The organism is Aliiroseovarius pelagivivens, from assembly GCF_900302485.1.
In the GTDB taxonomy this organism is placed as follows: domain Bacteria; phylum Pseudomonadota; class Alphaproteobacteria; order Rhodobacterales; family Rhodobacteraceae; genus Aliiroseovarius; species Aliiroseovarius pelagivivens.
On the sequence record NZ_OMOI01000001.1, the window covers coordinates 1688267 to 1713826 of the forward strand.

The window sequence follows — 25560 nt, forward strand, 5'->3', positions numbered from 1 at the left end:
GTTATTCGGCGGCTTGCAGTTCAGCCACGACGGTTGCCAAGTCGGCGTCGCCTTCCAGATCGGCAAGCGCGAAGTTCTCAAGCACTGCGTCGTGAGACACAGCCACATTCTTGACAACCGATGGCCCGTCGCCCGCGGGGCCATAGGCCGCCCCGTTCACTGCGAAATAGATCGAACCGGCATTTCCCGAACGCAAAATAGGGGCCTGTTCTGTCTTCGGCAGGACATAGGTTTCACCTGCGTCCAAAATCTTTTCGAAAATCACGCTGCCATCTGCCGACTGAATGCGTACCCAAGACGGGCGCACGGCGAAAACAGCCACATCCGCGGCATCTGCCCCCAACACCTGAACTTTACTTTCAGCTGAAGGTGAAGCGCTCGCAAGCCGTGTGTCGCTTTCCGGGAATCTTTCTTCGGCAATAGGAAACTCGGGCGTTTGAAGCCCAGCCAGAACGCCGACCGAATTGGGGTTCAACGTCGAAATCGGCGCATCGCGATGGGTTAGAACCGGCACGTCCAACGCTTGCGGACGATAGAGACGATCCAATGCTTCCACTGTGGGAGGCGTGGTCAGACCAGCCGTCGCAACTTGCGTGCTTTCGCTTTGATTGACATCGGGGGTGGTTTCCAGCTCAGGCAGCTCAGACAATACACCCGGCGTCTGTTCAATCGGGGCGAAGTCAACACGCTGAACCTCTTTCAACATGGCCCATCCGCCATAGCCCAGCCCACCGATCAGCAAGAGAAGCATTGAAATCGATCCAATCGCTCCGGGCTCGATGCCAGTAAAAACGCTTTCCCTTTGCGGCACCCAGCTCGCATTCGGGTTGGCCAGCGGATCACCACGATGCTCGGAAGCGTTTCGCGCTTTCTTTTCGCTGGGCAGACCATTCGAAGACAGGCCGCGGTCCACTTCGAAGCCGGCCTCGGCACAGAACGTGGAATAGGCCCATTCGGGATCAAGTCCCAGATACCGCGCATACGAACGCACATAACCGGCAATGAACCCCTGCGACGCGAAGGCCGAGGGGTCTGCATTTTCAATCGCTGCAATGTAGGTGGCTTTGATCTTCAGTTCACGCTGAACATCCAGAAGAGACTTACCAAGCGTTGCACGTTCTCCGCGCATCACATCGCCCAACAGGACTTCGTAGGAATCGAACCCCGTAGGTTGTTCTTCATCCTCGACCTGAGACGTGCTCCAACGCCCGATCATACAACTGCTCCTGATGCCTTTTGTCCCTAGGATACGATTCGTGGTTCATCGTTTCCCTATGGGGAAAGTAACACATCACGCAAAATTGTGTATATTAACTTTCAGCTTACGCCGACAGCTCGGCACGATTTAGCTCACAATGCGACCACAGGCTATCTAGGGCGCGCACCAGCTTGTCCATCTCGTCCGGACCGTGAACTGGCGACGGTGTAAACCGCAACCGTTCGGTACCGCGTGGCACAGTCGGGAAGTTGATCGGCTGAACGTAAATTCCGAAGTTTTCCAACAACATATCTGACAGTTGCTTGGTGTGGACGGGATCGCCCACGATCACCGGAACGATGTGCGAGCCGTGATCGATGATCGGCAGCCCCATCCCCTTCAGGCGGGTCTTCAGGATCTTGGCTTGGGTCTGATGCTGTTCGCGCAGCGACTGATCCGTTTTCAGATGCTTCACCGATGCCGCCGCAGCCGCCGCAACCGAGGGCGGCAAAGAGGTCGTGAAGATAAAGCCGGGCGCGTAAGAACGCACCGCATCACACATCTTGGCCGAGGCAGCGATATAGCCGCCCATCACGCCATAGGCTTTCGCCAGAGTACCGTTGATGATGTCGATCCGATGAGCCAGATTGTCACGCTCGGCAACCCCTGCCCCGCGCGGGCCATACATGCCCACGGCATGTACTTCATCAATATAGGTCAGCGCACCGAACTCGTCCGCCAGATCGCAGAGTTCTTCAATCGGGCCGAAATCGCCATCCATCGAATAGACGCTTTCAAAAGCAATCAGCTTCGGGGCCGCAGGATCGTCAGCTTCCAGAAGTTCACGCAGATGGGCCACATCGTTGTGACGGAAGATGCGCTTTGCGCCACCATTGCGGCGCACGCCTTCGATCATCGAGGCATGGTTCAGCGCGTCCGAATAGATGATCAGACCGGGGAACAGTTTGGGCAGCGTCGACAAGGTCGCGTCATTGGCAATATAGGCCGAGGTGAACAGAAGCGCCTCTTCCTTTTGGTGCAAATCCGCAATCTCGGCTTCCAGCCGTTTGTGATAGATCGTGGTACCCGAGATGTTGCGCGTGCCACCCGAACCGGCGCCCGTGGCGTCGATCGCTTCATGCATGGCTTCAAGCACAACCGGATGCTGTCCCATACCCAGATAGTCGTTGCCGCACCATACGGTGACCGGCATTTCGCTTCCATCGGGTTTGCTCCATGTCGCATGAGGGAACTGCCCTTTACGGCGTTCAATCTCGATGAAGGTGCGGTAGCGCCCTTCCTCATGCAAGCGCGATAGCGCCTCGTCCAGCTTGTGATCGTAGTCCAATTTACCCTCCCGGGCCGTTTCATCCTATTCCCTGCGCAGCCTTATACAGGGATTCCCCCGCAAAACGCATTCAAAAAAACGTATATTGCGCCTGTTCGCTTACCCATCTTCCGGGACTGAGCGCCGTTTTACATTGATCCACCTCAAACGGAAGAGTTTTCATGGCCAACGCGACAACTCGTCCAAGCGCCGTTTGGGGCGGATCGGATCTGGACAGTGGCAATGGCAGTGATAGGCTCTGCGCAAACTTCCCGTTATCGGAGACACGATATGTCGCTTGATCAAGTTCTGGACCGCATTGATGCGGGCCTTCCCGACGCTCTCGACCGTTTGATGGAGCTGCTTCGCATCCAGTCGATTTCCACCGACCCCGCCTTTGCAGATCACTGCGTGACCGCCGCAGATTGGCTGGTGAACGATCTGAAAACGATTGGTTTTCAGGCTGATAGGCGCGACACCCCCGGCCATCCCATGGTGGTTGGCCATGGTGGTGACAGCGATCGCCACCTTCTGTTCTATGGCCACTATGACGTGCAACCTGTCGATCCGCTGGACAAATGGGACCACGACCCGTTCGCGCCGTTTGTCGAAGACACGCCCAATGGTAAAATCATCCGCGCCCGTGGCGCATCGGATGACAAAGGCCAGTTGATGACCTTCGTCGAAGCCTGTCGCGCCTGGAAAGAGGTGCATGGGTCTTTGCCTGCAAAACTGACGATTTTCTTCGAGGGGGAAGAGGAATCAGGGTCTCCGTCGCTTGTGCCATTCATGGAGCAGAATCGCGACGAACTGACCGCTGATATCGCTCTGATCTGTGACACATCCATGGTCAGCCCCGGTGTACCGTCGATTGCCAGCCAGTTGCGCGGGATGCTGAAGGACGAGTTTACCCTGATCGGGCCGAAGCTGGATCTGCACTCGGGCCATTATGGCGGTCCGGGCCTAAACCCGCTGCGCGAGATGTCTCGCATCGTCGCCAGCTTCTATGATGACGAAACCGGTAAAGTCACGGTCGAGGGATTCTACGAGGGCGTCCACGACACCCCGCAGGATCAACTGGACGCGTGGGAGGACTCGGGCTTCGATCAGAAGGCCTATCTGGACAATGCCGGGTATACGATCAGCCACGGCGAAAAGGACCGGTCGTGTCTGGAACAGCAATGGGCCCGCCCGACGCTGGAAGTGAACGGCATTTGGGGTGGCTATAACGGTGTCGGATCGAAAACCGTGATTCCGTCGGAAGTGCATTGCAAGATTACCTGCCGTTTGGTGGGCGACATGGACCCGGACAAGCTACGCGACCGCGTGCGCGCCCATGTCGAGGCTCAGTTGAAGCCCGATATGAAAGTGGTCTGGGACAATGATCTGGAAGGCTCTCCCGCCTCGGTGATGGACATCACCCGGCCCGAGTTTGGTGCGGCCCAGAAAGGCCTGTCGGACGAATGGAACCGCGAAGCTGTCTTTGCCGGCATGGGCGGCTCAATCCCGATTGCGGGCTATTTCAAGTCGATCCTAGGTATGGAAAGCATGCTGGTGGGTTTTGCCAATGATGACGACAAGATCCATTCTCCGAACGAAAAATATGACCTTGAGAGTTTCCACAAAGGCATTCGCAGCTGGGCACGGATCCTGGCAGAGCTGGCTTAAGTTCTCTTAGTCACCAAAAGACTTCAGAACCCCGGAAGGCCCCGCCTTTCGGGGTTTTTCATGCCCGCTTCAAGCGTACCAGCTTCAGAACCAGCAGCAGCCACGGTGCGCCGTGCATCACCAGATCAAAGATATCGACGGGCTTAACCAGGGTTCCAGACGCAAGCATCCCCAGCTTCTCCCAGACATGCGGCGGCGCATAGGGCGCCAGCCCCAATGTCAGGCAGGCAATCAGGATCAGCGAGAACGGCATTTCATCAATGAAGGACATAAAGATCTCCTGATCCAAAGGGTTTCGCCAGGCAGGTTCACCTGCCCTAACAGGGCAGAGTATCAAACGTAATGTGGTGAAGTGGCGCGGTTGACGGGGCTCGAACCCGCGACCCCCGGCGTGACAGGCCGGTACTCTAACCAACTGAGCTACAACCGCGCGTGGCGGCTGGAATAGCCCGAGGTCGCCGAAGGGTCAATGGGAAAAAATACGGATTGTGGCGAAAAAATCGGCGGCGGTAGCGACAGCGTTTCGGTGCCTGCACAACGAAAAAACCCCGCCAAAGGCGGGGCTTCTTTAGGGCAGTGGTGGCGCGGTTGACGGGGCTCGAACCCGCGACCCCCGGCGTGACAGGCCGGTACTCTAACCATCTGAGCTACAACCGCTCACTGCCAGTCTTGCGACTGTTTGGGCGTTCTAGGCCCACCCGTCGGGGGCGTCAAGCGGCCTTTTGCAGATTTCGAATTATTTTTCGATCACGCAGTGGCCGTGGTCGGGGTGAAGGTGAAATATGACCCCCTGCCCGCCCGGAAGATCCATCATTCCGCCATCGTCCAGCCCCAGCCAGCGGGCGCGCAACACGCGCGATAGCACGCCATGGGTGAATATCACGGCAGGCCCACGTAGTGCGTTCAGCAAACTGTCTGCGCGTGCCTCAAGATCCAGCAATGTCTCGCCCCCCGGCGCATTGAAATGCCAGTTCACCATGTCCTGTTCAGCAAGCGCCGCCAGATCCGGCCAGCTCTTGCGAATCTGTTCCAAGGTCTTGCCCTCCCACGCCCCGAACGCGATCTCGGTAAGGAGCGCATTTTGCGTGATAGGCGCGCCTGTCCCGGCAGTCACAATGCGCGCTGTGTTCATCGACCGCCCTTGGGGCGAGCTGAACACCATAAAATCCGTCCGATCCCCCACAGCACGTCGCAACATGCCAGCCATCGCAACGGCCTGGCGTTGCCCCTTTGCGGTCAGCGGCGAATCCAATCGCCCTTGATGGCGACCAGCCGCATTCCACACGGTTTGCCCGTGACGAATAACGAAGATTTCCGGATAGATAGATCCCATGCTGGGATCATGCACGATACCTGTGGGGAGTAAATGGTGGGTGATGAGAGGCTCGAACTCCCGACATCTTCGGTGTAAACGAAGCGCTCTACCAACTGAGCTAATCACCCGCCGTGGGACGCGACATATCGCTATTCGCCGGGGCTTGGCAAGAGGGGAAATCCAATTTTTTCATTTTCTGACGCGGACGGATTAAAACTGGACGCTGAGTTACTTTGTCTGCATGGCAAAGAGCGCTAGACTGCACCTGTTAGCTGTCAGGATTGCCATGCAAGAACCCGTCGTTCCAAAGGGCGTCGCACATGTCGCCGTCACTCCTCCGACCGAGCCCGAACCGATCGTGTTCGTGCTGTTGGACAACTTGTCGATGCTGGCCTTTACGTCAGCAATCGAGCCCTTGCGCATTGCCAACCAGTTGACCGGGCAGATCCTGTATCGCTGGACCACCATGTCGGAAGACGGCGAGAATGTACGCTGTTCAAACGGCATCGAGATCGGCATTGACCGCCCCATCGGCGATACGCCAGCCAGCAGCCGGATCTTTGTGTGCTCGGGCGTTCAGCCCGAGAAATCCGTATCGACGAAGGTCTCGGACTGGGTGCGTTTGCAGTGGCGTCTGGGGCGTACGGTCGGATCGCTGTGCACTGGGGCGTATACGCTGGCGAAAGCAGGCATTTTAGGCGGGCACAAGTTCACACTGCATTGGGAAAACATCGCCCCATTTCGCGAGCATTTCCCGGATCTTGATCCGGTCGAACAGCTTTACACCATCGACAACCGCGTTCTGACCTGTGGCGGCGGCGCGGCCGCAACAGATCTGTTTCTGCGCCTGATCTATGACACGCATGGGCCGGTTCTGGCGCAGGCCGTCCTGAACATGTGCCTGCACACCGTCCAACGGTCGGAAACAGACCGCCAGCAAAGTTCGACCTCGGCGACAATCGGGGTGCGCAATGAAAAGCTGGTGCGCGTGCTGACCTATTTCGAGGAGAACCTCGAAGACAGCGTCAATCTGGACAATGTCACCGAGGAATTGGGCATTTCGCGCCGCCAGATGGAACGCCTGTTTCGCCACCATTTGGACACGACGCCCAAGAAATACTTGCAAGACCTTCGCCTGCAACGCGCCCGCATCTTGCTGGCTGAAACGGATATGCCTGTGGTCGATGTGGCCATCGCCTGCGGTTATGATTCTGCGGCCTATTTCTCGAAACGGTTCCGCGAGACCTTCGGCATGTCCCCCCACCGGTTTTCCGCCGGCGGGGGATAAGCCCCTACCCGGCCTGTCTGTTGTGGAAGATGAAGCCAAGGAAGTTCAATAGCAGCTGTGCTGCCAAGATCTGCGTGCTCTCAGACGGGTCATAGGCTGGCGCGACCTCGACCAGATCAATGCCAACCACATCACCGCGTTTGCTGAGACCTTGTAGAATCTCCAGCACATCATAGTACGCAAAGCCGCCGTGGCTGGGTGTACCCGTGCCGGGAGCAATCGACGGGCAGAACGCATCAATGTCGATGGTTACATAGTAGCGCGCGCCTTCGGGGATACGGTCCAGAACACCGTCTGTCCCCAGCTTGCGCACCTGCCGCACCGACAGGATATCTGACCCACGCGCGCGTGCATCTTCATAGCCCTCTTTCGCCGTGGACGAGACATTGCGAATCCCCAGCTGCGTCATGCCCGAGACATAGTCTTTCTCAATCGCGCGGCGCATGGGATTGCCGTGGCCTTCGGTCACGCCGTGGCGTTCGTCGACAAAATCCAGGTGGGCGTCGATCTGCACCACATGGATGGGCCCCTTTTCGGCGCAGTCTTCCTCAAAGGCGCGAATACAGGGGATGTTTATCGAGTGGTCACCCCCGATGGTCACTGGCAGCGCGCCCGCATCCAAGATCTTCTTCACGCCGTATTCGATATTGGCGTGGCTTTTATCGGTCATGGTGTGAACGATATCCGCGTCGCCCAGATCAACGATCCGAACGTCTCCGCCCAGATAGGTCGCGTCGTCTTCGTGGTCATAAGCACCCGCATGACCAAAGCTGAACAGGGTCGAGGCCTCGCGCACTGCGCGCGGGCCGAACCGTGCGCCGGACCGGTACTGACAGCCGAAATCAAACGGTGCGCCCAAGACGGCCACGTCGGCGTCAATTTGATCCCAGTTTTCCACGTAGGGCTTCTTGCCAAAGGTGGCGATTCCAACAAATGGCAGGTTCAACCGACCGCCTGCATAGCCGTGATCTGACATACGTCCCTCCTATTGCGTGACTGAAGAAGTGAAACGGAAAACCTGCCAAGAAGAAAGCAGAATTCGCCCAACGCCCCAACACATTTACCCGAAGATCCCTGCGCGCTTAGACTTGAATCGGGGACCCACCGCGCCGTAGGTTGCCCCTTGTGACGCGACGCGCGCGTTTGCGGCATGTGACAACGGAACTATTGGGGTCCAACTTGACCGAACTTCTTTTTGACGGCGCCTCACTCCGAGTCATCGGATGCTCGGTCGAGCGGCCTCACCTGTTCGTCACATTTGACCATTGGCGACGCGAAAGAGCGTCTTTCCCCGACTACAGTCCCTCGAACACAGCCCTGAACCACGGCTATGGGCATATCTATATTCAGACGGCCCAGAATGACTGGTTTCTGAATCAAGACACCATCCGGTTGCGCGGTTTTCTGACAGAACTGTGTCAGGGCAAGGACAGCTGCTCGGTCGGGTTCTCGATGGGGGGATACGGGGCGTTGCTGTTTGCCAATGCCCTGCGCCTGCGCCGGGTTCTGCTGTTGTCTCCGCAGTATTCCATCATGCAATCGAAAGCGCCTTACGAGTCTGGATATCAGCAAGAGGCCGCGTTGCTGGACCCTACGCTGGACCACCTTGAGCCTTTAGACGATGGGCCGCGCCTTCAGGGCATCATCGCCTATGACCCTCGGCAAGCTCCGCAGGATCGCCTGCATGCAGAACACATTCGCACCCTGCACCCGGATCTTAAGCCCGTCGCTCTGCCCTTCGGCGGTCACACTGCGCTGAAACACATGGAAGGCACCGGCGTCACGCATGAAATCATGCGGGCCTTTATCGAGGATGATCTGTCCGTAGGCGCGCTCCGTGGCGTTCATGGACTGATTGGCCGCAACTCATCGCGGTATAAACAGCGCCTGAAAACCTATCTTGATCAGCGGCGCGCGCGCACTGGATCTGCCCCCTGAACCAAGGGCATCATCGCTTTGTTATCAAAGGGAAATGGTGGGTGATGAGAGGCTCGAACTCCCGACATCTTCGGTGTAAACGAAGCGCTCTACCAACTGAGCTAATCACCCGACTGGACGCTATTTAGCGCCGCCGTGCGGAGGGTGCAAGAGGCAGAATGCAGCCAATTACCCCCTGACGAAAAAAGGGCGCGACAGATGACTGCCGCGCCCCATGATCTTGTCGATCCGGCTGGGATCAGTGCGCCACGGCACCCGATCCGCCCGCATCCTTGGCCAGCGCCTTGGCGGCGGCCTCTTCTGCGGCTTCGTCCCATTCGACGGCTTCAGGCTTGCGCACCAAAGCATGTTCCAGAACCTCGGACACATGGCTGACGGGGATGATGGTCAGCCCCTCTTTCACGTTGTCCGGGATCTCGCGCAGATCCTTTTCGTTCTCTGCCGGGATCAGAACGGTCTTGACGCCCCCGCGCAGCGCGGCCAGCAGCTTTTCTTTCAAGCCGCCGATGGCCAAAGCATTCCCGCGCAGCGTGACCTCGCCCGTCATAGCGATGTCTTTCTTCACCGGAATGCCCGTCAGGACAGACACGATGGACGTCACCATAGCCAAACCGGCAGACGGACCATCCTTCGGCGTCGCGCCTTCCGGCACGTGCACATGGATGTCCCACTTTTCGAACTGCGGCGGTTTCACACCGATTTCAGGGGCAATCGAACGGACATAGGAACTGGCCGCATCAATCGATTCCTTCATGACGTCGCCCAGTTTCCCGGTGGTCTTCATCCGACCTTTACCCGGAAGGCGCAGAGCCTCGATCGACAGCAGATCGCCACCAACACTGGTCCAAGCCAATCCGGTCACGACGCCCACCTGATCAGCCTCTTCAGCCAATCCAAAGCGATGCTTGCGCACGCCCAGATAGTCATCCAGCAATTCAGGTGTGATCTCGACGGCTTCAGCCTCTTTCTTCACCAGCTTGGTCACGGCTTTCCGCGCCAGCTTGGCCAGCTCACGCTTCAAGTTCCGCACACCTGCTTCGCGGGTGTAGTAGCGGATGATGTCGGTCAGAGTGCTTTCCGGCACCGCAAACTCGCCCTTCTTCAGCCCGTGATCCTGAATGGTCTGGGGCAGAAGGTGACGCGAAGCGATCTCGCGCTTTTCGTCCTCGGTGTAACCGGCCAGCGTGATGATCTCCATCCGGTCCAAAAGCGGGCCCGGCATGTTGTAGGAGTTCGCCGTCGTCAGGAACATCACGTTCGACAGATCGTATTCCACTTCAAGATAGTGGTCGACGAAGGTCGAGTTCTGTTCCGGATCAAGCACTTCCAGCATCGCAGACGCGGGATCGCCACGGAAATCCTGACCCATCTTGTCGATCTCATCAAGCAAGATAAGAGGGTTCGTGGTTTTCGCCTTTTTCAGCGCCTGAATGATCTTACCGGGCATCGAGCCGATATAGGTCCGGCGGTGACCGCGAATTTCGCTTTCATCACGCACACCACCCAGCGAGATGCGAATGAACTCGCGTCCCGTGGCCTTGGCGACCGACTTGCCCAAGCTGGTTTTACCCACGCCCGGAGGGCCAACAAGGCACATGATCGGGCCTTTCAGCTTTTTCGAGCGCTGCTGAACCGCAAGATATTCGACGATGCGTTCCTTGACCTTCTCAAGCCCATAGTGATCAGCGTCGAGCACTTTCTGAGCATTGTTCAGGTCTTTCTTCACGCGGCTTTTCTTGCCCCATGGCAGACCCAGCATCCAGTCCAGATAGTTGCGCACAACGGTGGCTTCTGCCGACATCGGCGACATGTTCTTGAGCTTCTTCAGCTCGGCATCCGCTTTTTCGCGCGCTTCCTTGGAAAGCTTTATTTCCTCGATCTTTTCTTCCAGCTCGGCCAGTTCGTTCTGACCTTCCTCGCCGTCGCCGAGTTCCTTCTGAATGGCCTTCATCTGCTCATTCAAATAGTACTCGCGCTGGGTGCGCTCCATCTGGGATTTCACGCGGGTCTTGATCTTTTTTTCGACCTTCAGGACCGACATTTCGCCCTGCATCAGGCCATAGACCTTCTCGAGCCGTTCGGACACGACGAAGGTTTCAAGAAGTTCCTGCTTCTGTTCAACCTCGACGCCCAAATGGCCCGCCACAAGGTCGGCCAGCTTGTCAGGCGCGCGTGTTTCGGACACGGCGGCAAGCGCTTCTTCGGGAATGTTTTTCTTGATCTTACCGTAACGCTCGAACTCTTCGCCGACCGAACGCAACAGCGCTTCGATCTCGTTCGGGTCACCGGGGCGTTCGTCGATCACCTCGGCGAAAGCTTCGAAGTAGTCGGCATTGTCGACATAGTCTGTGATGCGCACACGCGACTGCCCCTCGACCAGCACCTTGACGGTGCCATCGGGCAGTTTCAGCAGCTGCAGCACATTGGCCAACACGCCCACCTGATAAATGCCATCCACGTCCGGTTCATCTACCGAAGGGTCGATTTGGCTGGACAGCAGGATCTGCTTGTCATCCGCCATGACCTCTTCCAGCGCGCGCACGCTTTTCTCGCGTCCGACAAAGAGCGGTACGATCATGTGGGGGAACACCACAATGTCGCGCAGCGGCAGGACCGGGAAGGATTGGCTCAGTTGCTCACTCATTGATCTTCCTTATAGTTGGGCAGTCAGCGTGTCCCCGATTGTCGGCAGATCACACTTCCTCCTGGAATTCAGCCTTGGTTAACAGGCCTGTCACGCCGAAATGGGGGTGCGAATTGGGTTTTTCAACCGCGTCCGGCGAGCGTTTGACATCATTGTGACCAGCAAATTCACGATCCACAAGGCGGGTCCCGAAATTATCCACAGGAAATTGCGGACTGACCCACCGCCCGGATCAAAAGACGCCCAGCGCAAGGCCGGCAGACATGGCGGCCCCAAGCTCGCGACACGGCTCCAAGGCCTCGGCGTCTAACTGTTTCGGGGCCAAGATTGCCTCGGGAGTTTGGGCATGCGTGCAGAGGATCAGGGGCGGCTGAACCTCGCGCAGACGCCAGCCTGTGGCAATCCGGGCCAGTTGTCGTGCAGCCCCCTGCCCGTCCGATCCCGCACAGATCATCTGGGCATAGGGGCGCCCCTCGATCCGGCCCAGAACGGGGTAGTAACACCGATCAAAGAATTCTTTCATCTGCCCCGACAGGCTGGCCAGATTTTCCGGCGCACAGAACAGGTATCCCGAAGCCGACAACAGATCGTCAGGCCTTGCCTCTTCTGCGGTCAGGATACGTGCCGTTCCTTCGTGCCGGGCCGCAGCAAATGCGGCCTCGGCCATTTGCTGACTGCCGCCGGTACGCGAGTGCCATATGATCAGAAGCTCTGCCATATCCCCTTATAACGGATCGATGTCCCCTTGCGCACGATTTGCGTGGAAGTCGGCCTCCCACGCATCAAAGCGCCCTTCAGAGATTGCATCCCGCATGCCCTGCATGATCTCTTGGAAGTAATGCAGGTTGTGCCAGGTCAACAGCATTCCCGAGATCATCTCGTTCGAGCGGAACACGTGGTGCAAATAGGCGCGCGAGTAGTTCGTGCAGGCCGGACAGGTGCAGTTTTCATCAATCGGGCGCGGGTCGTCTTGGTGACGGGCGTTCTTGATGTTCAAAACGCCCATGCGGGTCCAGACTTGACCCGTGCGTCCGGATCGGGACGGCAGTACGCAATCCATCATGTCGACGCCGCGCTTCACCGCGCCCACAATGTCATCAGGTTTGCCTACGCCCATCAGGTAACGCGGTTTGTCCTCGGGCAGGAAACCGGGCGCGTAGTCGAGACAATCGAACATCGCCTCCTGCCCCTCGCCGACGGCCAGACCTCCGATGGCGTAGCCCTCAAAGCCAATCTCTTTCAGCGCTTCGGCACTTTCTTCGCGGAAATCACGCTCGAGCCCACCCTGCATGATGCCGAACAGCGCATACCCCGGGCGATCCCCAAAGGCATCACGCGAGCGCTGCGCCCAGCGCATCGACAGACGCATGCTTTCTGCAATCCGTTTACGATCGGCGGGCAGCGCGGGGCATTCGTCAAAGCACATCACGATGTCTGATCCCAGAAGCTTCTGGATCTCCATCGACCGCTCCGGCGTCAGCTCGTGCTTGGACCCATCAATATGCGATTTGAAGGTCACGCCCTTTTCGGTCAGCTTACGCAGGCTGGCCAGCGACATAACCTGAAACCCGCCACTGTCCGTCAGGATGGGCTTGTCCCAGTTCATGAACTTGTGCAGCCCGCCCAGCCGGTCGATCCGCTCGGCCGTTGGCCGCAGCATCAGGTGATAGGTATTGCCCAGCAGGATATCCGCCCCGGTGGCTGCGACGCTTTCAGGCATCATTGCCTTCACCGTGGCCGCGGTCCCTACGGGCATGAAAGCCGGCGTGCGGATGTCACCGCGCGGCGTGTGGATGACCCCGGTGCGTGCGCGCCCATCCGTTGCCTTCAGCGTATAAGAAAACTTTTTCGTGCTTTGATCAGTCATGGCCGAGATGTGGCCCAACCCGGCGCGAAAGCCAAGTGCTATTGTCAGATCCGCCTACCCTTCAGGCGCAGTCTTTGCCTTGTTTGCCTGAGCAAGAGCGGCAACAACGCCGGGATCATTTTCCAAACGTTCGGCCAAACGCTCCAGTCTACGGCTGATCAGCATCAGTTCGGTCACAGTCGTGGGATCAAGATGCGCTGCATGATCATAGGTGAACCCCTGAACCATTTGCGCCGCACCGGACAGTTGATCTATCCGGTTTCTTTCCTCATCTCCTCGGTCTGAAGAGCCTTTAAACTCCGTGGTCATGTCGCCACGCACCCCTTATATATCCCCGTCACCAAATACACGCACATCACCCCAATGGGGCGTATCTTGCAGATAGAATTGGCCTACAACTATGGCGAAATTTGGCCACATCTTCGTCAAATTAAAGCTGAACAATTCGAAATCTTTGCAGGTCAATCGTACACTGTTTCCGGGCATTTTCCCATGTCTGTCACTGCAGCTCTGGACCTCTTGCCACGAGAACCCTATATGTTCGGTCAGGATTAGAGCGAGACCAGCATGACCGATACAGCAGATACCCGGATTGAAGGGGAACCCCTGATCAAACCGTCCAGTGTAGAACACCCGCTTTACGATGCGGTGGTCGAGGCTTGTCGTACGGTCTATGACCCGGAAATCCCCGTGAATATCTACGATCTTGGTCTTGTTTACACGATCGAGATCAACGACCAGAACGAGGTCGACCTGATCATGACCCTGACCGCCCCCGGTTGCCCGGTAGCTGGCGAAATGCCCGGTTGGCTGGTCGAAGCCATTGAACCCGTGGCCGGCGTCAAGCAGGTGAATGTCGAACTGACCTGGGAACCGCCCTGGGGCATGGAGATGATGTCGGACGAAGCTCGGTTGGAACTGGGCTTTATGTAAGCCCGCCGGCTTATACCGACACATGTCTAAGCAACCAAAGCCAACGCGACCCAATCGGGTTGCGTTTTGCGTTTCTCAGCCCTTTACCGGATTTCCCACCTGCCCCGCTTGAGATTGCCGGTCAGCCTGCTTAAATTAAAGACAAGCGACAAGGATCACACACATGTTCGGCATTCCCGGCAAGTCACCCATCACCATGACCCCAGCGGCCGAGGCTCAGATTGCCCGGCTGATGGACAAGGACGGCCATAAGGGCCTGCGCATCGGCGTCAAGAAAGGCGGCTGTGCGGGGATGGAGTACACCATGGACTATGTCGACGAGGTCGAGCCTCATGACGAGGTGGTCGAACAAGGCAATGCCCGCGTGATGATCGCCCCCATGGCGCAGATGTTCCTGTTCGGAACCGAGATCGACTATGAGGTCTCGCTTCTGGAAAGCGGCTTCAAGTTCAACAACCCCAACGTGACCGAGGCCTGCGGTTGTGGCGAGTCGATTAAGTTTGACGACACGTTGTCGGCCGCCCCTGCGGATCTGAACGCCCCTCCGAAATTCTGATGGCTGTCACAGACAGCGACATCGCCTTTGTCAAAGAGCTCTTTTCCGGGCTTGGTCCGTTGACGCATCGCAAAATGATGGGTGGGGCCACGTTTTATTGCGACGGTCAGGTTTTTGCGATCCTGTCCAGCGAGGGTGAAGTGTTTCTGAAGGCAAAAGGCGCATTTGCTGATGCAATGGCCGATGCGGGTAGCCGCATCTTTGGGATGGGTGGCAAGACAATGGGATATTGGACCCTGCCCGAAGACGCGCTGGACGACCCCGAACTTGCAACCGACTGGGCACGTCGCGCGCTGGACGCGCTTTAGGATCCGGTCTGCGCCATCAGGTGCAGATACGTCTCGTCAAACCGCTTTTTCATATGATCTCCGGCCATGATCACCCGATCGGCGTCTTTCGGGGCCACATTGGTGTCGTGGTTGGGATTGAAGAACATCGGAACTGAAACGCGCTCCTCTCCTGATCCAACGACACGGTGCAAGGTGGCCTTCACGCGGCCTTCGGTCCACATCTCCAACATCTCGCCGAAATTGATCACGAAGTCCCCAAGCGGTGCGTTGACCAGCAGCCAGCTTTCGTCAGCCCCCAGCACTTCAAGACCGGCCACCCCATCCGAGGCCAAAAGCGTCACGCAGCCGTAATCCGTATGCGCCGCGATGCCGAAGTCCTTGTCCCCGGCCCAATCAGGGCGCGGCGGATAGTAGTTCCCGCGCAAAAGCGCCATCGGACGGGTGAAGGCCGCATCGAAATAGGTCTCATCCTCGCCGATCGCAGCGGCAATCCCGCGCAGCACGCCCATCGCGACGCCCAGCGCTTTGGCGTAATAGGCCTGAATGGCCTCGCGAAAGCCTTCAAGCTCGGGCCATTGGTTGTCACCGTAAACCGACAGGTTCTGCGCGCGCAGCGGATCATTCGCCGCCAATTCAAAACCGCAATCAAAGACCTCTTTGAAATCCGGGTTGGCTGCAGGATCGACCTGTTCGCTGCCCGCAGCACCCCAACCACGATTGGCGCCCGTCTTTGCCATGTTGACGGCTTCTTTCACCTGCTTGGGCTGGTGAAAGAACTTGCGATACATCGCAATTGTCGCAGACAGCTCATCGGTGCTGATCGCCGTATTGTGCACGGTCAGAAAACCCACCTCTTGCACCCCGCGCAAAAGCTCGGCCATCGTGGCAGGGTCACGGGCATCAATCAGGGCGGCATCCAGTCTGGGGATCATCGGGGACCTCGAAGATAATCTTGCCCGCTTCTACAGCAGGCACCCTACGGATCAATGGCAAAATGGCCGCAGGGCTTGACGCCCAGTGCCCCGCGTCGGAAAACGGGCCGAACATGACGAGGGAGTTTGATATGCGGCGCAAGATGGCAGCGGGCAATTGGAAGATGAATGGCCTGCAAGATAACCTGGCCGAACTGGACGCGCTGGCACAGGGGTATGGTGACGCAGAGTGTGATATTCTGGTCTGCCCTCCTGCGACGCTGATCAATCAGGCCGCATCCGTCAGCGGCGATAGCATCGCCATCGGCGGGCAGGATTGCCACAAGGCGGTAACCGGCGCGCATACGGGCGACATCTCGGCCCAGATGCTGAAAGACGCGGGCGCGACCCATGTGATCCTTGGCCACTCTGAGCGCCGCGAAGATCACGACGAAAGCGACACGGATGTGCGCCTGAAAGCCCGCGCCGCGATTGAGGCCGGTTTAAAGGTTGTGATCTGCATGGGCGAAAGCCTTGAAGAGCGCGAGGCCAACAACACACTTGATATCATCGGCGGGCAGCTGGCGGGCTCGATCCCTGATCAGGTCACGGCCGAGAACCTGATTGTCGCCTATGAACCCATTTGGGCGATTGGCACTGGCAAAGTGCCGACACTGGATCAGATCGGCGAAGTGCATGACTTCATCCGCGCGCGGCTTGTGCGCCGCTATGGCGACGGCGTCGGGCTTTCTACCCGAATCCTCTATGGCGGATCGGTCAAGCCAGACAATGCTGCCGATATCTTTGGTGTGTCCAACGTGGACGGCGCCCTGGTTGGCGGGGCCAGCCTAAAGGCCAAGGATTTTGGCCAGATCATCACGGCGCTGGCCTCGGCCTGATCCCCGTTGTGACTCCAACAATTCAAAACCCCGGCCATTGTGTCGGGGTTTTTCATATCTTGACAGAACGCCCCATATACTTAACATCGCAATTAATTATCGCAGGAGCCTTCGATGAACTATGATGATCTGGCCGACTGGCAAAAACGCGCCGCCGATTGGGCTCGCGACTATCACGCCGGCCTTCGTGACCGCCCTGTGCGGCCTGACATCGCACCCGGAGAGTTTCTGGCCAAGATTGAAGCCCCTATTCCAGAAGCCCCCGAAGCAATCGAAGCCATTTTCGACGACTTCACACGGCTTGTACCCGATGCCATGACCCATTGGCAGCACCCGCGTTTCTTTGCCTATTTCCCCGCGAACGCCGCCCCTGCATCGATGCTGGCCGAGCAACTGGCCAACGCGATGTCCGCTCAAGCAATGCTGTGGCAGACCGCGCCTGCCGCCAATGAAATGGAAGATCTCGTGATCCGCTGGTTGCGCGATGGTATGGGCCTGCCCGAGGATTTCACCGGCACCATTCATGACAGTGCGACGACTGCCACGTTCTCGGCGGTCACAACGATGCGCGAGCTTGCGCTGGATCACACAGGCATCACCAAGGGCCTCTCCGGCGCGCCTCAACTGCGCATCTATGCCAGCGCGCAGACCCATTCCAGTGTCGACAAGGCCGTGCGCCTGTCGGGAATCGGGCAGGACAATCTGGTGAAGGTTCCCACCATTCCCGGCCACCCAACATGGTCGATGGACCCGGACGCGCTGGATCGCCTGATCCGCGAGGACATCGCCGCCGGGCGCAAACCTGCAGGTGTTGTCCTGTGCGTCGGCGGCACCTCGATTGGGGCCTGCGATGACATCGCCGCCTGTATCAAGGTTGCGCATGGTCACAGTCTGACCGTGCATGTGGACGCTGCTTGGGCTGGCTCGGCCATGATCTGCGAAGAGTTCCGGCATCTTTGGGCGGGAATCGAGCAAGCCGACAGCATCATCTTCAACCCGCATAAATGGTTGGGCGCGCAGTTTGACTGCGCCGTTCAGTTCCTGCGCGACCCCGGCCCACAGATTGGCACGATGGGCCTGCGCCCGGAATACCTGAAGACGCAGGGCGCAGACGAGATCGTGAACTACAACGAATGGACCCTGCCCCTTGGTCGCCGGTTCCGTGCGCTGAAAATCTGGTTCCTGCTGCGCGCCGAGGGCTTGTCGGGCCTACGCGCTCGTATCCGCAACCACGTCGCGTGGGCGAACGAAGCCAGCGACGCCATTGCCGCCCTGCCCGGCTTCGAAATCACCACGCCCCCGATCCTGTCACTGTTCAGCTTCCGCTATCAGGACGACGCCAAAACGGCCGAACTTTTGGAGCGTGTGAACCGCGACGGGCGCATCTATCTGACCCAGACATATCACGACGGATCCTTCGTCATTCGCGTGTCCGTAGGACAGTTCACCTGCACGCGAGAAGACGTGATGACGATCCCTTCCGTTCTCGCAGAACTTGCACAAGATCTGTAACGTCAGGAAATCTTTACATTTTCGTGAGTATGCTCTATTCTAAAGGGGCTGGTGTCACGAGCAACTGACATTTTATTGACCAAAGCTCGGCACACCCAAGCCTGTATCGCCCCTTATATTAGAGGCAAGCGAAAGAGGGTATTCACATGGATCGTTTCCGTGAACATTTTCTGGGCGGCTACACTGAAAACCTGTCGGACAGCTGTACTGCCCACCACACTGACACTCTGCCCGACCGACACCATTTCGGGCAGCACTTTACTTTTCACGAATATGTGGCCGACGGGGTCGTGCATGGGCTGGGGGTGATCGCCGCGCTGATCGGGTCGATCACGCTGATCCTTTGGGCCTCGGGCGATGCGCCAATGGGGCATCTACCACCTTTGATGGTCTATGGTATTGGGATGGTCGCCAGCTTCGCGCTTTCCGCGGCCTACAACATGACCCTGCACACATCTGCCCGTTCCGTTCTTCGCCGCTTTGATCACGCGGCGATTTTTCTTTTTATCGCTGCCACCTATACGCCCATCGCGCTGATCGGGATCGGCGGCAGCACCGGTGTGGCATGGGCTGCCCTGATCTGGAGCGTCGCCCTGTTTGGCATGACGCTGAAGCTTTTCTTCCTGTGCCGGTTCGAGCGGACAGGCTTCATGCTGACCCTGATGCTGGGCTGGATGGGCGTCTTGATGATCGGGCCATTGCTGGCAAGCGTCAGCCTTGGGGTACTAGTCCTTCTGGTCGGCGGTGGGTTTCTGTTCACCATCGGCACTCTGTTTCACCTGCGCGAACACGTGCCCTTCAATCGGGCCATCTGGCATGTGCATGTGCTTCTAGGTGCCGCGGCGCACTATGCCGCCGTGGTGATGGTGGCGTGGTCGTGATCTTTCCCAGCCCCCTTAGGGGTACAGAAAGCGTCACAGTGAATGACGCAAACGGAATAGAATCCTCGGCTGACGTCTCCAATAGTTAACTCTGTGGAGGAACACTATGGACCGGTTGGATTGGAAAATTTCGATCGTCGTGCGCACAATCGGCGCCGAGCGCGGTCGCGCGGCGCGTGGTCGCCCCTGCTGATGTCATTTCTCAGAATTTGACAAACAGCAGGAAGGATATCCCACACATGACAACAAGAACTTCTCGCCGCGCGGGCGGCCGCCAGGCCCGTCAGGCCCTTCGCGCAGCCCCTTTGGCCAAGGAAACCCGCCCGGTACGCGCCGGTCTTGAAGGTGGCGCATACAAGCCGCTCACTCAGGCGGGAATGGAGCGCATCCACCAAGCCGCCCTGGACGCGCTGGAACAGATCGGCCTGGCGGACGCGCCACAATCTGGCATCGAGATTATGACCCGCGCCGGCGCCATACTGGGCGACGACGGTCGCCTGAGGTTCCCCCGCGCCTTGGTCGAGGACATGCTGGCCAAAGCTGCCAAGAACATCACCTTGCACGGGCGCGACCCACAGCATGACATGAACCTTTCAGGCACGCGTGTGCACTACGGCACGGCAGGTGCGGCAGTGCATATGGTAGATGTCGATGGCCGCGAATACCGCGACAGCACCGTGCAGGATCTGCACGACGCGGCCCGCATCGCGGACCAACTGGATAACATCCACTTCCTGCAACGCCCAATGGTCTGCCGCGACATCCCAGATAATCGCGATATGGACCTGAACTCGATCTACGCCTGTGTGGCGGGAACCACCAAACATATTGGCACCTCGTTCACCGAACCGGATTTCGTCGATGATGGGATCGAGCTTTTGCACATGATGGCCGGCGGCGAAGACAAATGGCGCGCCCGTCCTTTCGTCTCGAACTCGAACTGTTTCGTTGTCCCGCCGATGAAGTTCGCCACCGAAAGCTGTGAGGTGATGGAGAAGGTCATCGCAGCAGGTATGCCGGTGTTGCTGCTGTCCGCAGGCATGTCCACCGCAACCGCCCCGCCCACTCTGGCAGGTACGATTGTTCAGGCCGTGGCGGAATGCTTGGCGGGCGTAGTTTATGTCAACGCGATCAAACCGGGTCACCCGGCGATTTTTGGCACATGGCCCTTCGTGGTCGATCTGCGGTCCGGCGCGATGTCAGGCGGATCGGGCGAACAGGCTTTGCTTGCCGCTGGTTGCTCGCAGATGCACCAGTTCTATGGGCTTCCCGGTGGCGCTGCGTCGGGGTTTTCGGATGCGAAACTGCCCGACATGCAAGCCGGGTGGGAACAGATGTGCTCGAACGTCATGGCGGGTCTGTCTGGGCTGAACATGGTCTATGAGGCGGCGGGCATGCATGCGTCCCTTCTGGGCTTCTGCCATGAAAGCCTGATCCTTGGTGACGACATCATCGGACAGGCCCTGCGCTGCGTGCGCGGCATCGAGGTGACCGAGGATGCGGTGGATCTGGACCTGATGCGCTCGGTCTGTCTGGGCGGACCTGGGCACTATTTGGGCGAAGATCAGACCTTGAGCCTGATGCAGACGGAATATGTCTATCCGACCCTTGGCGACCGCACGTCGCCTAAGGAATGGGCCGAGGTCGGCAAGCCTGATTTGGTTCAGGCCGCCAAGACCCGGAAAGAGACCATTCTGGCCGAAACATCGCGTGCCCATTTGGATCCGATTGTGGACCAAGCCATCCGCGCGCGGTTCAACATCCACCTACCGAGATAGGTTGGCGCTTTGCGGCATTAACAGGACCGGGGGTTTTGCACCCCCGGACCCCCGCAGGATATTTGACGTAAGAAAAAGAGCTAGCCGGCTGTTTCGGCTTTTTCTTCCAGCTCCAGCCATTCTTCTTCAGCGGCGGCGAGTTTCTGTTGCCGTTCGGCCAGTCCCTCAGAGGCTTTCTTGAATTTCACCGGCTCTTTGGTGAAGAGATCAGGGTCCATCAGGAACTCTTCCAGCTTCGCAATTTCGGCCGTCAGGCGGTCCATTTCGTCGGGCAATGCATCGAGACGGTGCTGTTCGGTGAAACTGAGGCCGGAGGCGGCTGGTTTGTCTTTGGGTTTGTCCTTGGGTGCGGTTTTCGTTTTCTCTGGCTTCTTCGCAGCTGGGGAAGCTACCTCTTGTCGTTGCGCGCGATAATCAGACCAGCCACCGGCATAGGCGGTGGCGATCCCGTTGCCTTCCATCGCGATGGTACGCTCAGCCACGCGGTCTAAGAAGTCGCGGTCGTGGCTGACGACCAACACGGTGCCGTCGAAGCCTGAAATCAGCTCTTGCAGCAGGTCCAGTGTTTCCACATCCAGATCGTTGGTCGGTTCGTCGAGCACCAGAAGGTTAGATTGCCGTGCCATGATGCGAGCAAGGATCAGACGTGCCTTTTCGCCACCGGATAGGGACCGTACCGGTGCCCGAGCCTGTTCGTCCGAGAACAGGAATTCTTTCAGGTAGCCCACCACGTGTTTCGGGTTGCCGCGCACCATCACCTGATCGGATTTGCCCGAGATGCGCATTTCAGGGTCCGAGGTCAGATTCTCCCACAGACTAGCGTTTTCGTCGAGCGTCGAGCGGTTCTGATCGAACACCGCCATCTCGATTCCAGTCCCGTGGGACACGCTGCCCGTATCAGGCTCTTCCTGACCGGTGAGCATTTTCAGAAGCGTGGTTTTGCCTGCGCCATTCGGGCCGACAAAAGCGATGGTTTCGCCGCGCATGACGCGCAGGTCGAAGGGTTTCAGAATGACCTTGTCGCCATAGATTTTCGAGATCCCCTTGGCCTCGATCACCTTGCGACCGGATTTCGGCCCGGCCTCAAGCGCCATTTCCGCAGCGCCCTGCCGTTTGATCTGCGAGGAGCGTTCGTCTTTCAAAGCGTGCAGAGCCCGCAAACGACCCTGATTGCGTTTGCGACGGGCCGAGATGCCTTCGACGGCCCAGCGGGCCTCGGATTTGATTTTGCGGTTCAGCTTGTGACGGTTCGTGTCCTCCTCGTCCCAAACCTTGTCGCGCCAAGCCTCAAAGTGCTCGAAGCCTTTTTCCTGACGGCGCACCTGCCCCCGATCGACCCAAAGCGTGGCGCGGGTCAGCGCGCGCAGGAAGGCACGGTCGTGGCTGATCAGGACAAAACCCGCGCGGGTCTGCTTCAGTTCGTTTTCCAGCCATTCGATGGCCTGAATATCCAAATGGTTGGTCGGTTCGTCCAGCAGCATCAGCTCGGGCGCTTCAGCGAGCAGCTTGGCCAACGCAGCGCGACGGCGTTCCCCGCCCGAGGCGGTGGCAACCGGCGTATCCAGCCGCATCTTCAGACCCTCGGCCACCCGTTCGACCAAATAGTCATGCCCCGGCTCCAGGCCTGAGGCCGCAAACTCGCCCAATGTCTCATAGGCTGACAGGTCCGGGTGCTGGTCCATATAGCCCACCGAGACGCCCGGAGACAGAACGCGGGTGCCGGTGTCGGGTTCCACCATCCCGGCCATGATCTTCATCAGGGTCGACTTGCCTGACCCGTTGCGTCCAACCAGCGCCACGCGGTCGCTGGGCTGCACCACAAGGTCCAAGCCATCAAAGATAGGATCGCCGCCAAAGGTAAGGGCGATATCGTTCATTTGCAGAAGAGGTATACGTGCCATGGGGACGGGTTACGGGCTTGCACCTGTGGGGTCAAGCAGGAGGCACAACTGCCCGCAGCAGGCGCGCACGCTCGGCTGGGATCGAAGCGATCTCGACCCCTGTAAAGACATGTAGTGTATTTAGATCGTGATCCACGACCGCATGACCTGACACCCACCCCCCCATCATCAGATAGGTGCGCAGAAGCGGCGGTAGTCCCTGCAGGGCGCGCTTGGTGTCAGGGGTGCGGCGCAAGCGCTGAGTAAACCGGAACACGTTGGGTGCTTTGACACGCGGAAGCCATCGTTCGGGTGCGATGTGGTGGTCACGCAAAAATGCGAACGTGTCGAGGTATTGCGCTTCGTCCGTGCCCTGAAAAGACGAACAGCCGAACATCAGCCCAATTTGTTCCTGATCCACATACCGCGTTAATGCCCCCCACGCGACGCGCAGGATATCCGCGTTGTCACAAGCGTCAGGGTCAACACAGAAGCGCCCAACTTCAATCATTGGTGAAGCATAGGCGTGCAGCGCTGACAGATCGTAGAACTGCGCGGAATAGCTGTCGTCGATGGACGTTCCGTTTCGAAAACGCATCAGGCGAAAGCAGGCGACCAGCTTCTCTGTTGCGACGTCCTCGACCAGTATGTGACGGCACATATCGTCAAAGGGGTCGGTGTCCAGCCCCTCGCCTCCGCGAAAACATTTATGGCGCAACGCTTGAGCGGCCAGAATGTCGGCCTGCGTTTCATCAAATCGCGCCCGAAAGCAGGGTGAGTTCCGTGTCGGCATGAGGTGCCTCCGCTTGTTGCGCGAACGCCATTCCGTTCATATGCGCATGCGCCCTTCTGCCCATAAGATATGACAGAGGGGTGACGTGACGAAAGCGAAAGCTGCGCACCCTGCCCCACAAATGAAAAAGGCGCCGGAGGACCGACGCCAATTCACTGGATTCAGGCGGTACTTAGCTTCCGCCCAGCTGCTCCGCCAGATCGATTCGGCCGAACGACCCAAAGAGCTGACGCAGGAAGCTGACGCCCTTGATGTTGCTTTCGGTCACACGACGTTCAAGAACGATGACGCGTCCCTCGTCCAGCCCGAAGCGCTCGATGTTCTCGACACGCCCTTTGCTGTCAAAGCTGATCGCCAGAACTTCGCGGTCGACCTCTTGCGGCGCGTTGTAGAGGTAGTGCTTGAACTGCGAGCGAACATAGTAAAACCCACTGTCAGACAACAGCCCAGCGGTCCCCGGTTTGCCGATCGCCTCGGTCACGGTTTCGCGTGTATCTTTACCAACCACCAGAAGATCCACATCTTCTTTCACCGGCAAATAGCCGTGGTTGCGGTAGGTTGCGGCGCACGCCGTCAAGGCGATGGCAAGCGTGGCAACAGCAATAGCCTTGCCCGTGCGTTTCAGCCTATCGGTAAGATAAGACATATGCTCCCCTTGCGTTCTACCCTTGCTTCTAGGTATCGGCTTATCGCAGGAACGGCCACGGTTCAAGAAACGATCCCGATCTTGTATCCCCGTGGTGAGGATTCCCACCATATCCGGTTTGGCACAACGTCAGGAGACACCGCCATGAGCACCGATACGCCCAACGCGGGCCAGAATACACCCGTGTATCAGCACGTCCTGCGTGTGGCCGATCTGTCGACCGGCGCAGCGACCCCGTTCGAACTGATCCCGACGGATGCAGAATGCAAAGCCATTGCGACAGATTTGGGCCTGCCTGCCCTGCGCAAGGTGCGATTCAAAGGTACGTTGACCGCGCGCGGCAAGACGGACTGGCAGTTGAAGGCGCAACTGGGCGCAACCGTAGTGCAGGACTGTGTTGTAACACTGGATCCCGTCACCACGCGGATCGAGGAACCGATCAGCCGCCGCTGGGTGCGCGACCTTCCCGAGCTTGAAGCCGGGGACGAAACGGAAATGCCCGATGATGAAACGTTGGAGCAACTGGGCGCAGAAATTGATCTGGGCGAGGTCATGACCGAATCCCTTGCGCTGGCTTTGCCGCTCTTTCCGCGTGCCGACGGCGCCGCATTGGATCAAGCCAACTTCGCCGCCCCCGGAGTTGCGCCGATGCGCGATGAGGACGCCAGACCTTTTGCGGGTCTATCTGCCCTGCGTGACCAATTGGCCAGCAAATCCGAGTCGGAGGACGACGCGGAATAAACCCGCAGATGCGGCGCATCACGCTGAAACTCGCTAGAAAGCGGCATATTTCGGTGAATTCGGCCCAATCGGCACTTGCAAGAAAAAAGAATCCCAGTATTTTCCCGGCTTCTCCACAAGATGGGTTGGACAGCGCCCCGCAAACAGCGTATGAGGCGCCAGACTCAGACACGAGAATAAGCAGGCTTCCCTGAAGCCTTAAGAATTCAACGGGCCATGTGCCCCCAAAATCGAAGGTTGAGACCATGGCCGTCCAACAGAACAAAGTATCCAAGTCGCGCCGCAACAACCGCCGCGCACATGACGCTCTGGTTGCTGCGAACCCGAACGAATGTTCGAACTGCGGCGAGCTGAAGCGCCCCCACCACGTTTGCCCGTCCTGCGGCCACTATGACGACCGCGAAGTTGTTGCCATGGCCGACGAAATCGACCTGGACGACGAGGACGCGGCGTAAGGCACTTGCCCCGCGCGGGTGGGCATGTCAGAAAATCCCC

The 25560-nt window shown here is 58.4% G+C and carries 25 protein-coding genes and 4 tRNA genes; 12 read left to right on the forward strand and 17 right to left on the reverse strand.

Features of this window, described 5'->3' with window-relative positions:
* Window position 1: 1 nt before the first annotated feature.
* Window positions 2–1216 (reverse strand): helix-turn-helix domain-containing protein, encoded by a 1215-nt coding sequence (locus ALP8811_RS08215; RefSeq protein WP_108856637.1) that lies wholly within the window; start codon window positions 1214–1216, stop codon window positions 2–4.
* Between the two features lie 106 nt (window positions 1217–1322).
* The gene (hemA, locus tag ALP8811_RS08220; protein ID WP_108856638.1) at window positions 1323–2546 is read right to left on the reverse strand and encodes a 5-aminolevulinate synthase; all 1224 of its coding nucleotides are present in this window, start codon (window positions 2544–2546) and stop codon (window positions 1323–1325) included.
* A gap of 270 nt (window positions 2547–2816) precedes the next feature.
* On the opposite strand from hemA, the gene ALP8811_RS08225 reads away from it, so the two are divergent.
* Window positions 2817–4193, forward strand: coding sequence for a M20/M25/M40 family metallo-hydrolase (locus tag ALP8811_RS08225; protein ID WP_108856639.1), 1377 nt, complete (start codon window positions 2817–2819; stop codon window positions 4191–4193).
* Between the two features lie 58 nt (window positions 4194–4251).
* Here ALP8811_RS08225 and ALP8811_RS08230 read toward each other — a convergent pair whose 3' ends face one another.
* The 5 genes from ALP8811_RS08230 to ALP8811_RS08250 all read right to left on the reverse strand — a co-directional run bounded on the left by ALP8811_RS08230 (window position 4252) and on the right by ALP8811_RS08250 (window position 5636).
* Window positions 4252–4464 (reverse strand): RND transporter, encoded by a 213-nt coding sequence (locus ALP8811_RS08230; protein WP_108856640.1) that lies wholly within the window; start codon window positions 4462–4464, stop codon window positions 4252–4254.
* A gap of 82 nt (window positions 4465–4546) precedes the next feature.
* Window positions 4547–4623, reverse strand: a tRNA-Asp gene (locus tag ALP8811_RS08235).
* 150 nt (window positions 4624–4773) lie between these two features.
* A tRNA-Asp gene (locus tag ALP8811_RS08240) sits at window positions 4774–4850 on the reverse strand.
* Window positions 4851–4929: 79 nt separating this feature from the next.
* Window positions 4930–5526: a histidine phosphatase family protein gene (locus tag ALP8811_RS08245; RefSeq protein WP_108856641.1), complete on the reverse strand. Its 597-nt coding sequence runs from the start codon at window positions 5524–5526 to the stop codon at window positions 4930–4932.
* A gap of 34 nt (window positions 5527–5560) precedes the next feature.
* Window positions 5561–5636: transfer RNA gene (locus ALP8811_RS08250), tRNA-Val, on the reverse strand.
* A gap of 158 nt (window positions 5637–5794) precedes the next feature.
* Between ALP8811_RS08250 and ALP8811_RS08255 the strand changes: the two genes are divergently transcribed.
* Window positions 5795–6796, forward strand: a complete 1002-nt coding sequence (locus ALP8811_RS08255; RefSeq protein ID WP_245924607.1) for a GlxA family transcriptional regulator — start codon at window positions 5795–5797, stop codon at window positions 6794–6796.
* 4 nt (window positions 6797–6800) lie between these two features.
* Here the strand turns inward: ALP8811_RS08255 and speB are convergent, their stop codons facing one another.
* The gene (gene speB / locus ALP8811_RS08260) at window positions 6801–7772 is read right to left on the reverse strand and encodes an agmatinase (protein ID WP_108856643.1); all 972 of its coding nucleotides are present in this window, start codon (window positions 7770–7772) and stop codon (window positions 6801–6803) included.
* A gap of 203 nt (window positions 7773–7975) precedes the next feature.
* On the opposite strand from speB, the gene ALP8811_RS08265 reads away from it, so the two are divergent.
* A complete protein-coding gene (locus ALP8811_RS08265) occupies window positions 7976–8734 on the forward strand; it encodes a hypothetical protein (RefSeq protein ID WP_146184004.1) in 759 nt (252 codons plus the stop codon).
* A 35-nt stretch (window positions 8735–8769) separates the two neighbouring features.
* Here ALP8811_RS08265 and ALP8811_RS08270 read toward each other — a convergent pair.
* The 5 genes from ALP8811_RS08270 to ALP8811_RS16245 all read right to left on the reverse strand — a co-directional run bounded on the left by ALP8811_RS08270 (window position 8770) and on the right by ALP8811_RS16245 (window position 13554).
* Window positions 8770–8845: transfer RNA gene (locus tag ALP8811_RS08270), tRNA-Val, on the reverse strand.
* A 127-nt stretch (window positions 8846–8972) separates the two neighbouring features.
* On the reverse strand, window positions 8973–11378 hold the full coding sequence (lon, locus tag ALP8811_RS08275; protein ID WP_108856645.1) for an endopeptidase La: 2406 nt from the start codon (window positions 11376–11378) through the stop codon (window positions 8973–8975).
* A gap of 232 nt (window positions 11379–11610) precedes the next feature.
* The gene (locus tag ALP8811_RS08280) at window positions 11611–12096 is read right to left on the reverse strand and encodes a flavodoxin family protein (protein WP_108856646.1); all 486 of its coding nucleotides are present in this window, start codon (window positions 12094–12096) and stop codon (window positions 11611–11613) included.
* A 6-nt stretch (window positions 12097–12102) separates the two neighbouring features.
* Window positions 12103–13245: a tRNA guanosine(34) transglycosylase Tgt gene (tgt, locus tag ALP8811_RS08285; RefSeq protein WP_108857486.1), complete on the reverse strand. Its 1143-nt coding sequence runs from the start codon at window positions 13243–13245 to the stop codon at window positions 12103–12105.
* A 54-nt stretch (window positions 13246–13299) separates the two neighbouring features.
* Window positions 13300–13554, reverse strand: a complete 255-nt coding sequence (locus ALP8811_RS16245) for a hypothetical protein (RefSeq protein WP_146184005.1) — start codon at window positions 13552–13554, stop codon at window positions 13300–13302.
* A 258-nt stretch (window positions 13555–13812) separates the two neighbouring features.
* On the opposite strand from ALP8811_RS16245, the gene ALP8811_RS08290 reads away from it, so the two are divergent.
* The 3 genes from ALP8811_RS08290 to ALP8811_RS08300 all read left to right on the forward strand — a co-directional run bounded on the left by ALP8811_RS08290 (window position 13813) and on the right by ALP8811_RS08300 (window position 15042).
* On the forward strand, window positions 13813–14178 hold the full coding sequence (locus ALP8811_RS08290) for an SUF system Fe-S cluster assembly protein (RefSeq protein ID WP_108856647.1): 366 nt from the start codon (window positions 13813–13815) through the stop codon (window positions 14176–14178).
* 163 nt (window positions 14179–14341) lie between these two features.
* Window positions 14342–14734 (forward strand): HesB/IscA family protein, encoded by a 393-nt coding sequence (locus ALP8811_RS08295; RefSeq protein ID WP_108856648.1) that lies wholly within the window; start codon window positions 14342–14344, stop codon window positions 14732–14734.
* Window positions 14734–15042, forward strand: a complete 309-nt coding sequence (locus ALP8811_RS08300) for a TfoX/Sxy family protein (protein ID WP_108856649.1) — start codon at window positions 14734–14736, stop codon at window positions 15040–15042. The genes ALP8811_RS08295 and ALP8811_RS08300 overlap by 1 nt, the downstream gene beginning before the upstream one ends.
* On the opposite strand, the gene ALP8811_RS08305 is transcribed toward ALP8811_RS08300, so the two are convergent.
* Window positions 15039–15956 carry an isopenicillin N synthase family dioxygenase gene (locus tag ALP8811_RS08305; RefSeq protein ID WP_108856650.1) on the reverse strand — a complete coding sequence of 306 codons (918 nt, stop codon included), beginning with the start codon at window positions 15954–15956 and terminating at the stop codon, window positions 15039–15041. The two genes, ALP8811_RS08300 and ALP8811_RS08305, sit on opposite strands and share 4 nt — an antisense overlap.
* A 131-nt stretch (window positions 15957–16087) precedes the next feature.
* Here ALP8811_RS08305 and tpiA point away from each other — a divergent pair, with 131 nt between their 5' ends.
* The 4 genes from tpiA (at window position 16088) to ALP8811_RS08325 (ending at window position 21005) form a co-directional block, all read left to right on the forward strand.
* Window positions 16088–16834 (forward strand): triose-phosphate isomerase, encoded by a 747-nt coding sequence (gene tpiA, locus ALP8811_RS08310; RefSeq protein ID WP_108856651.1) that lies wholly within the window; start codon window positions 16088–16090, stop codon window positions 16832–16834.
* Between the two features lie 114 nt (window positions 16835–16948).
* Window positions 16949–18346 (forward strand): pyridoxal phosphate-dependent decarboxylase family protein, encoded by a 1398-nt coding sequence (locus ALP8811_RS08315; protein ID WP_108856652.1) that lies wholly within the window; start codon window positions 16949–16951, stop codon window positions 18344–18346.
* 146 nt (window positions 18347–18492) lie between these two features.
* The gene (trhA, locus tag ALP8811_RS08320) at window positions 18493–19227 is read left to right on the forward strand and encodes a PAQR family membrane homeostasis protein TrhA (RefSeq protein WP_108856653.1); all 735 of its coding nucleotides are present in this window, start codon (window positions 18493–18495) and stop codon (window positions 19225–19227) included.
* A gap of 239 nt (window positions 19228–19466) precedes the next feature.
* Complete coding sequence (locus ALP8811_RS08325) at window positions 19467–21005, forward strand: trimethylamine methyltransferase family protein (protein ID WP_108856654.1); 1539 nt, start codon at window positions 19467–19469, stop codon at window positions 21003–21005.
* 80 nt (window positions 21006–21085) lie between these two features.
* On the opposite strand, the gene ALP8811_RS08330 is transcribed toward ALP8811_RS08325, so the two are convergent.
* The 3 genes from ALP8811_RS08330 to ALP8811_RS08340 form a co-directional block, all read right to left on the reverse strand.
* Window positions 21086–22906 (reverse strand): ABC-F family ATP-binding cassette domain-containing protein, encoded by a 1821-nt coding sequence (locus ALP8811_RS08330; RefSeq protein WP_108856655.1) that lies wholly within the window; start codon window positions 22904–22906, stop codon window positions 21086–21088.
* 31 nt (window positions 22907–22937) lie between these two features.
* Window positions 22938–23678: a GNAT family N-acetyltransferase gene (locus tag ALP8811_RS08335; RefSeq protein WP_181363719.1), complete on the reverse strand. Its 741-nt coding sequence runs from the start codon at window positions 23676–23678 to the stop codon at window positions 22938–22940.
* Window positions 23679–23850: 172 nt separating this feature from the next.
* Window positions 23851–24324, reverse strand: coding sequence for an outer membrane protein assembly factor BamE (locus tag ALP8811_RS08340; protein ID WP_108856656.1), 474 nt, complete (start codon window positions 24322–24324; stop codon window positions 23851–23853).
* Between the two features lie 144 nt (window positions 24325–24468).
* On the opposite strand from ALP8811_RS08340, the gene ALP8811_RS08345 reads away from it, so the two are divergent.
* Together ALP8811_RS08345 and rpmF are read left to right on the forward strand one after the other, a co-directional pair.
* Complete coding sequence (locus ALP8811_RS08345) at window positions 24469–25065, forward strand: YceD family protein (RefSeq protein ID WP_108856657.1); 597 nt, start codon at window positions 24469–24471, stop codon at window positions 25063–25065.
* Between the two features lie 245 nt (window positions 25066–25310).
* Entirely contained in the window at window positions 25311–25520 is a 210-nt protein-coding gene (gene rpmF, locus ALP8811_RS08350; protein ID WP_108856658.1) for a 50S ribosomal protein L32, read from the forward strand.
* The last annotated feature ends 40 nt before the right edge of the window (window positions 25521–25560 follow it).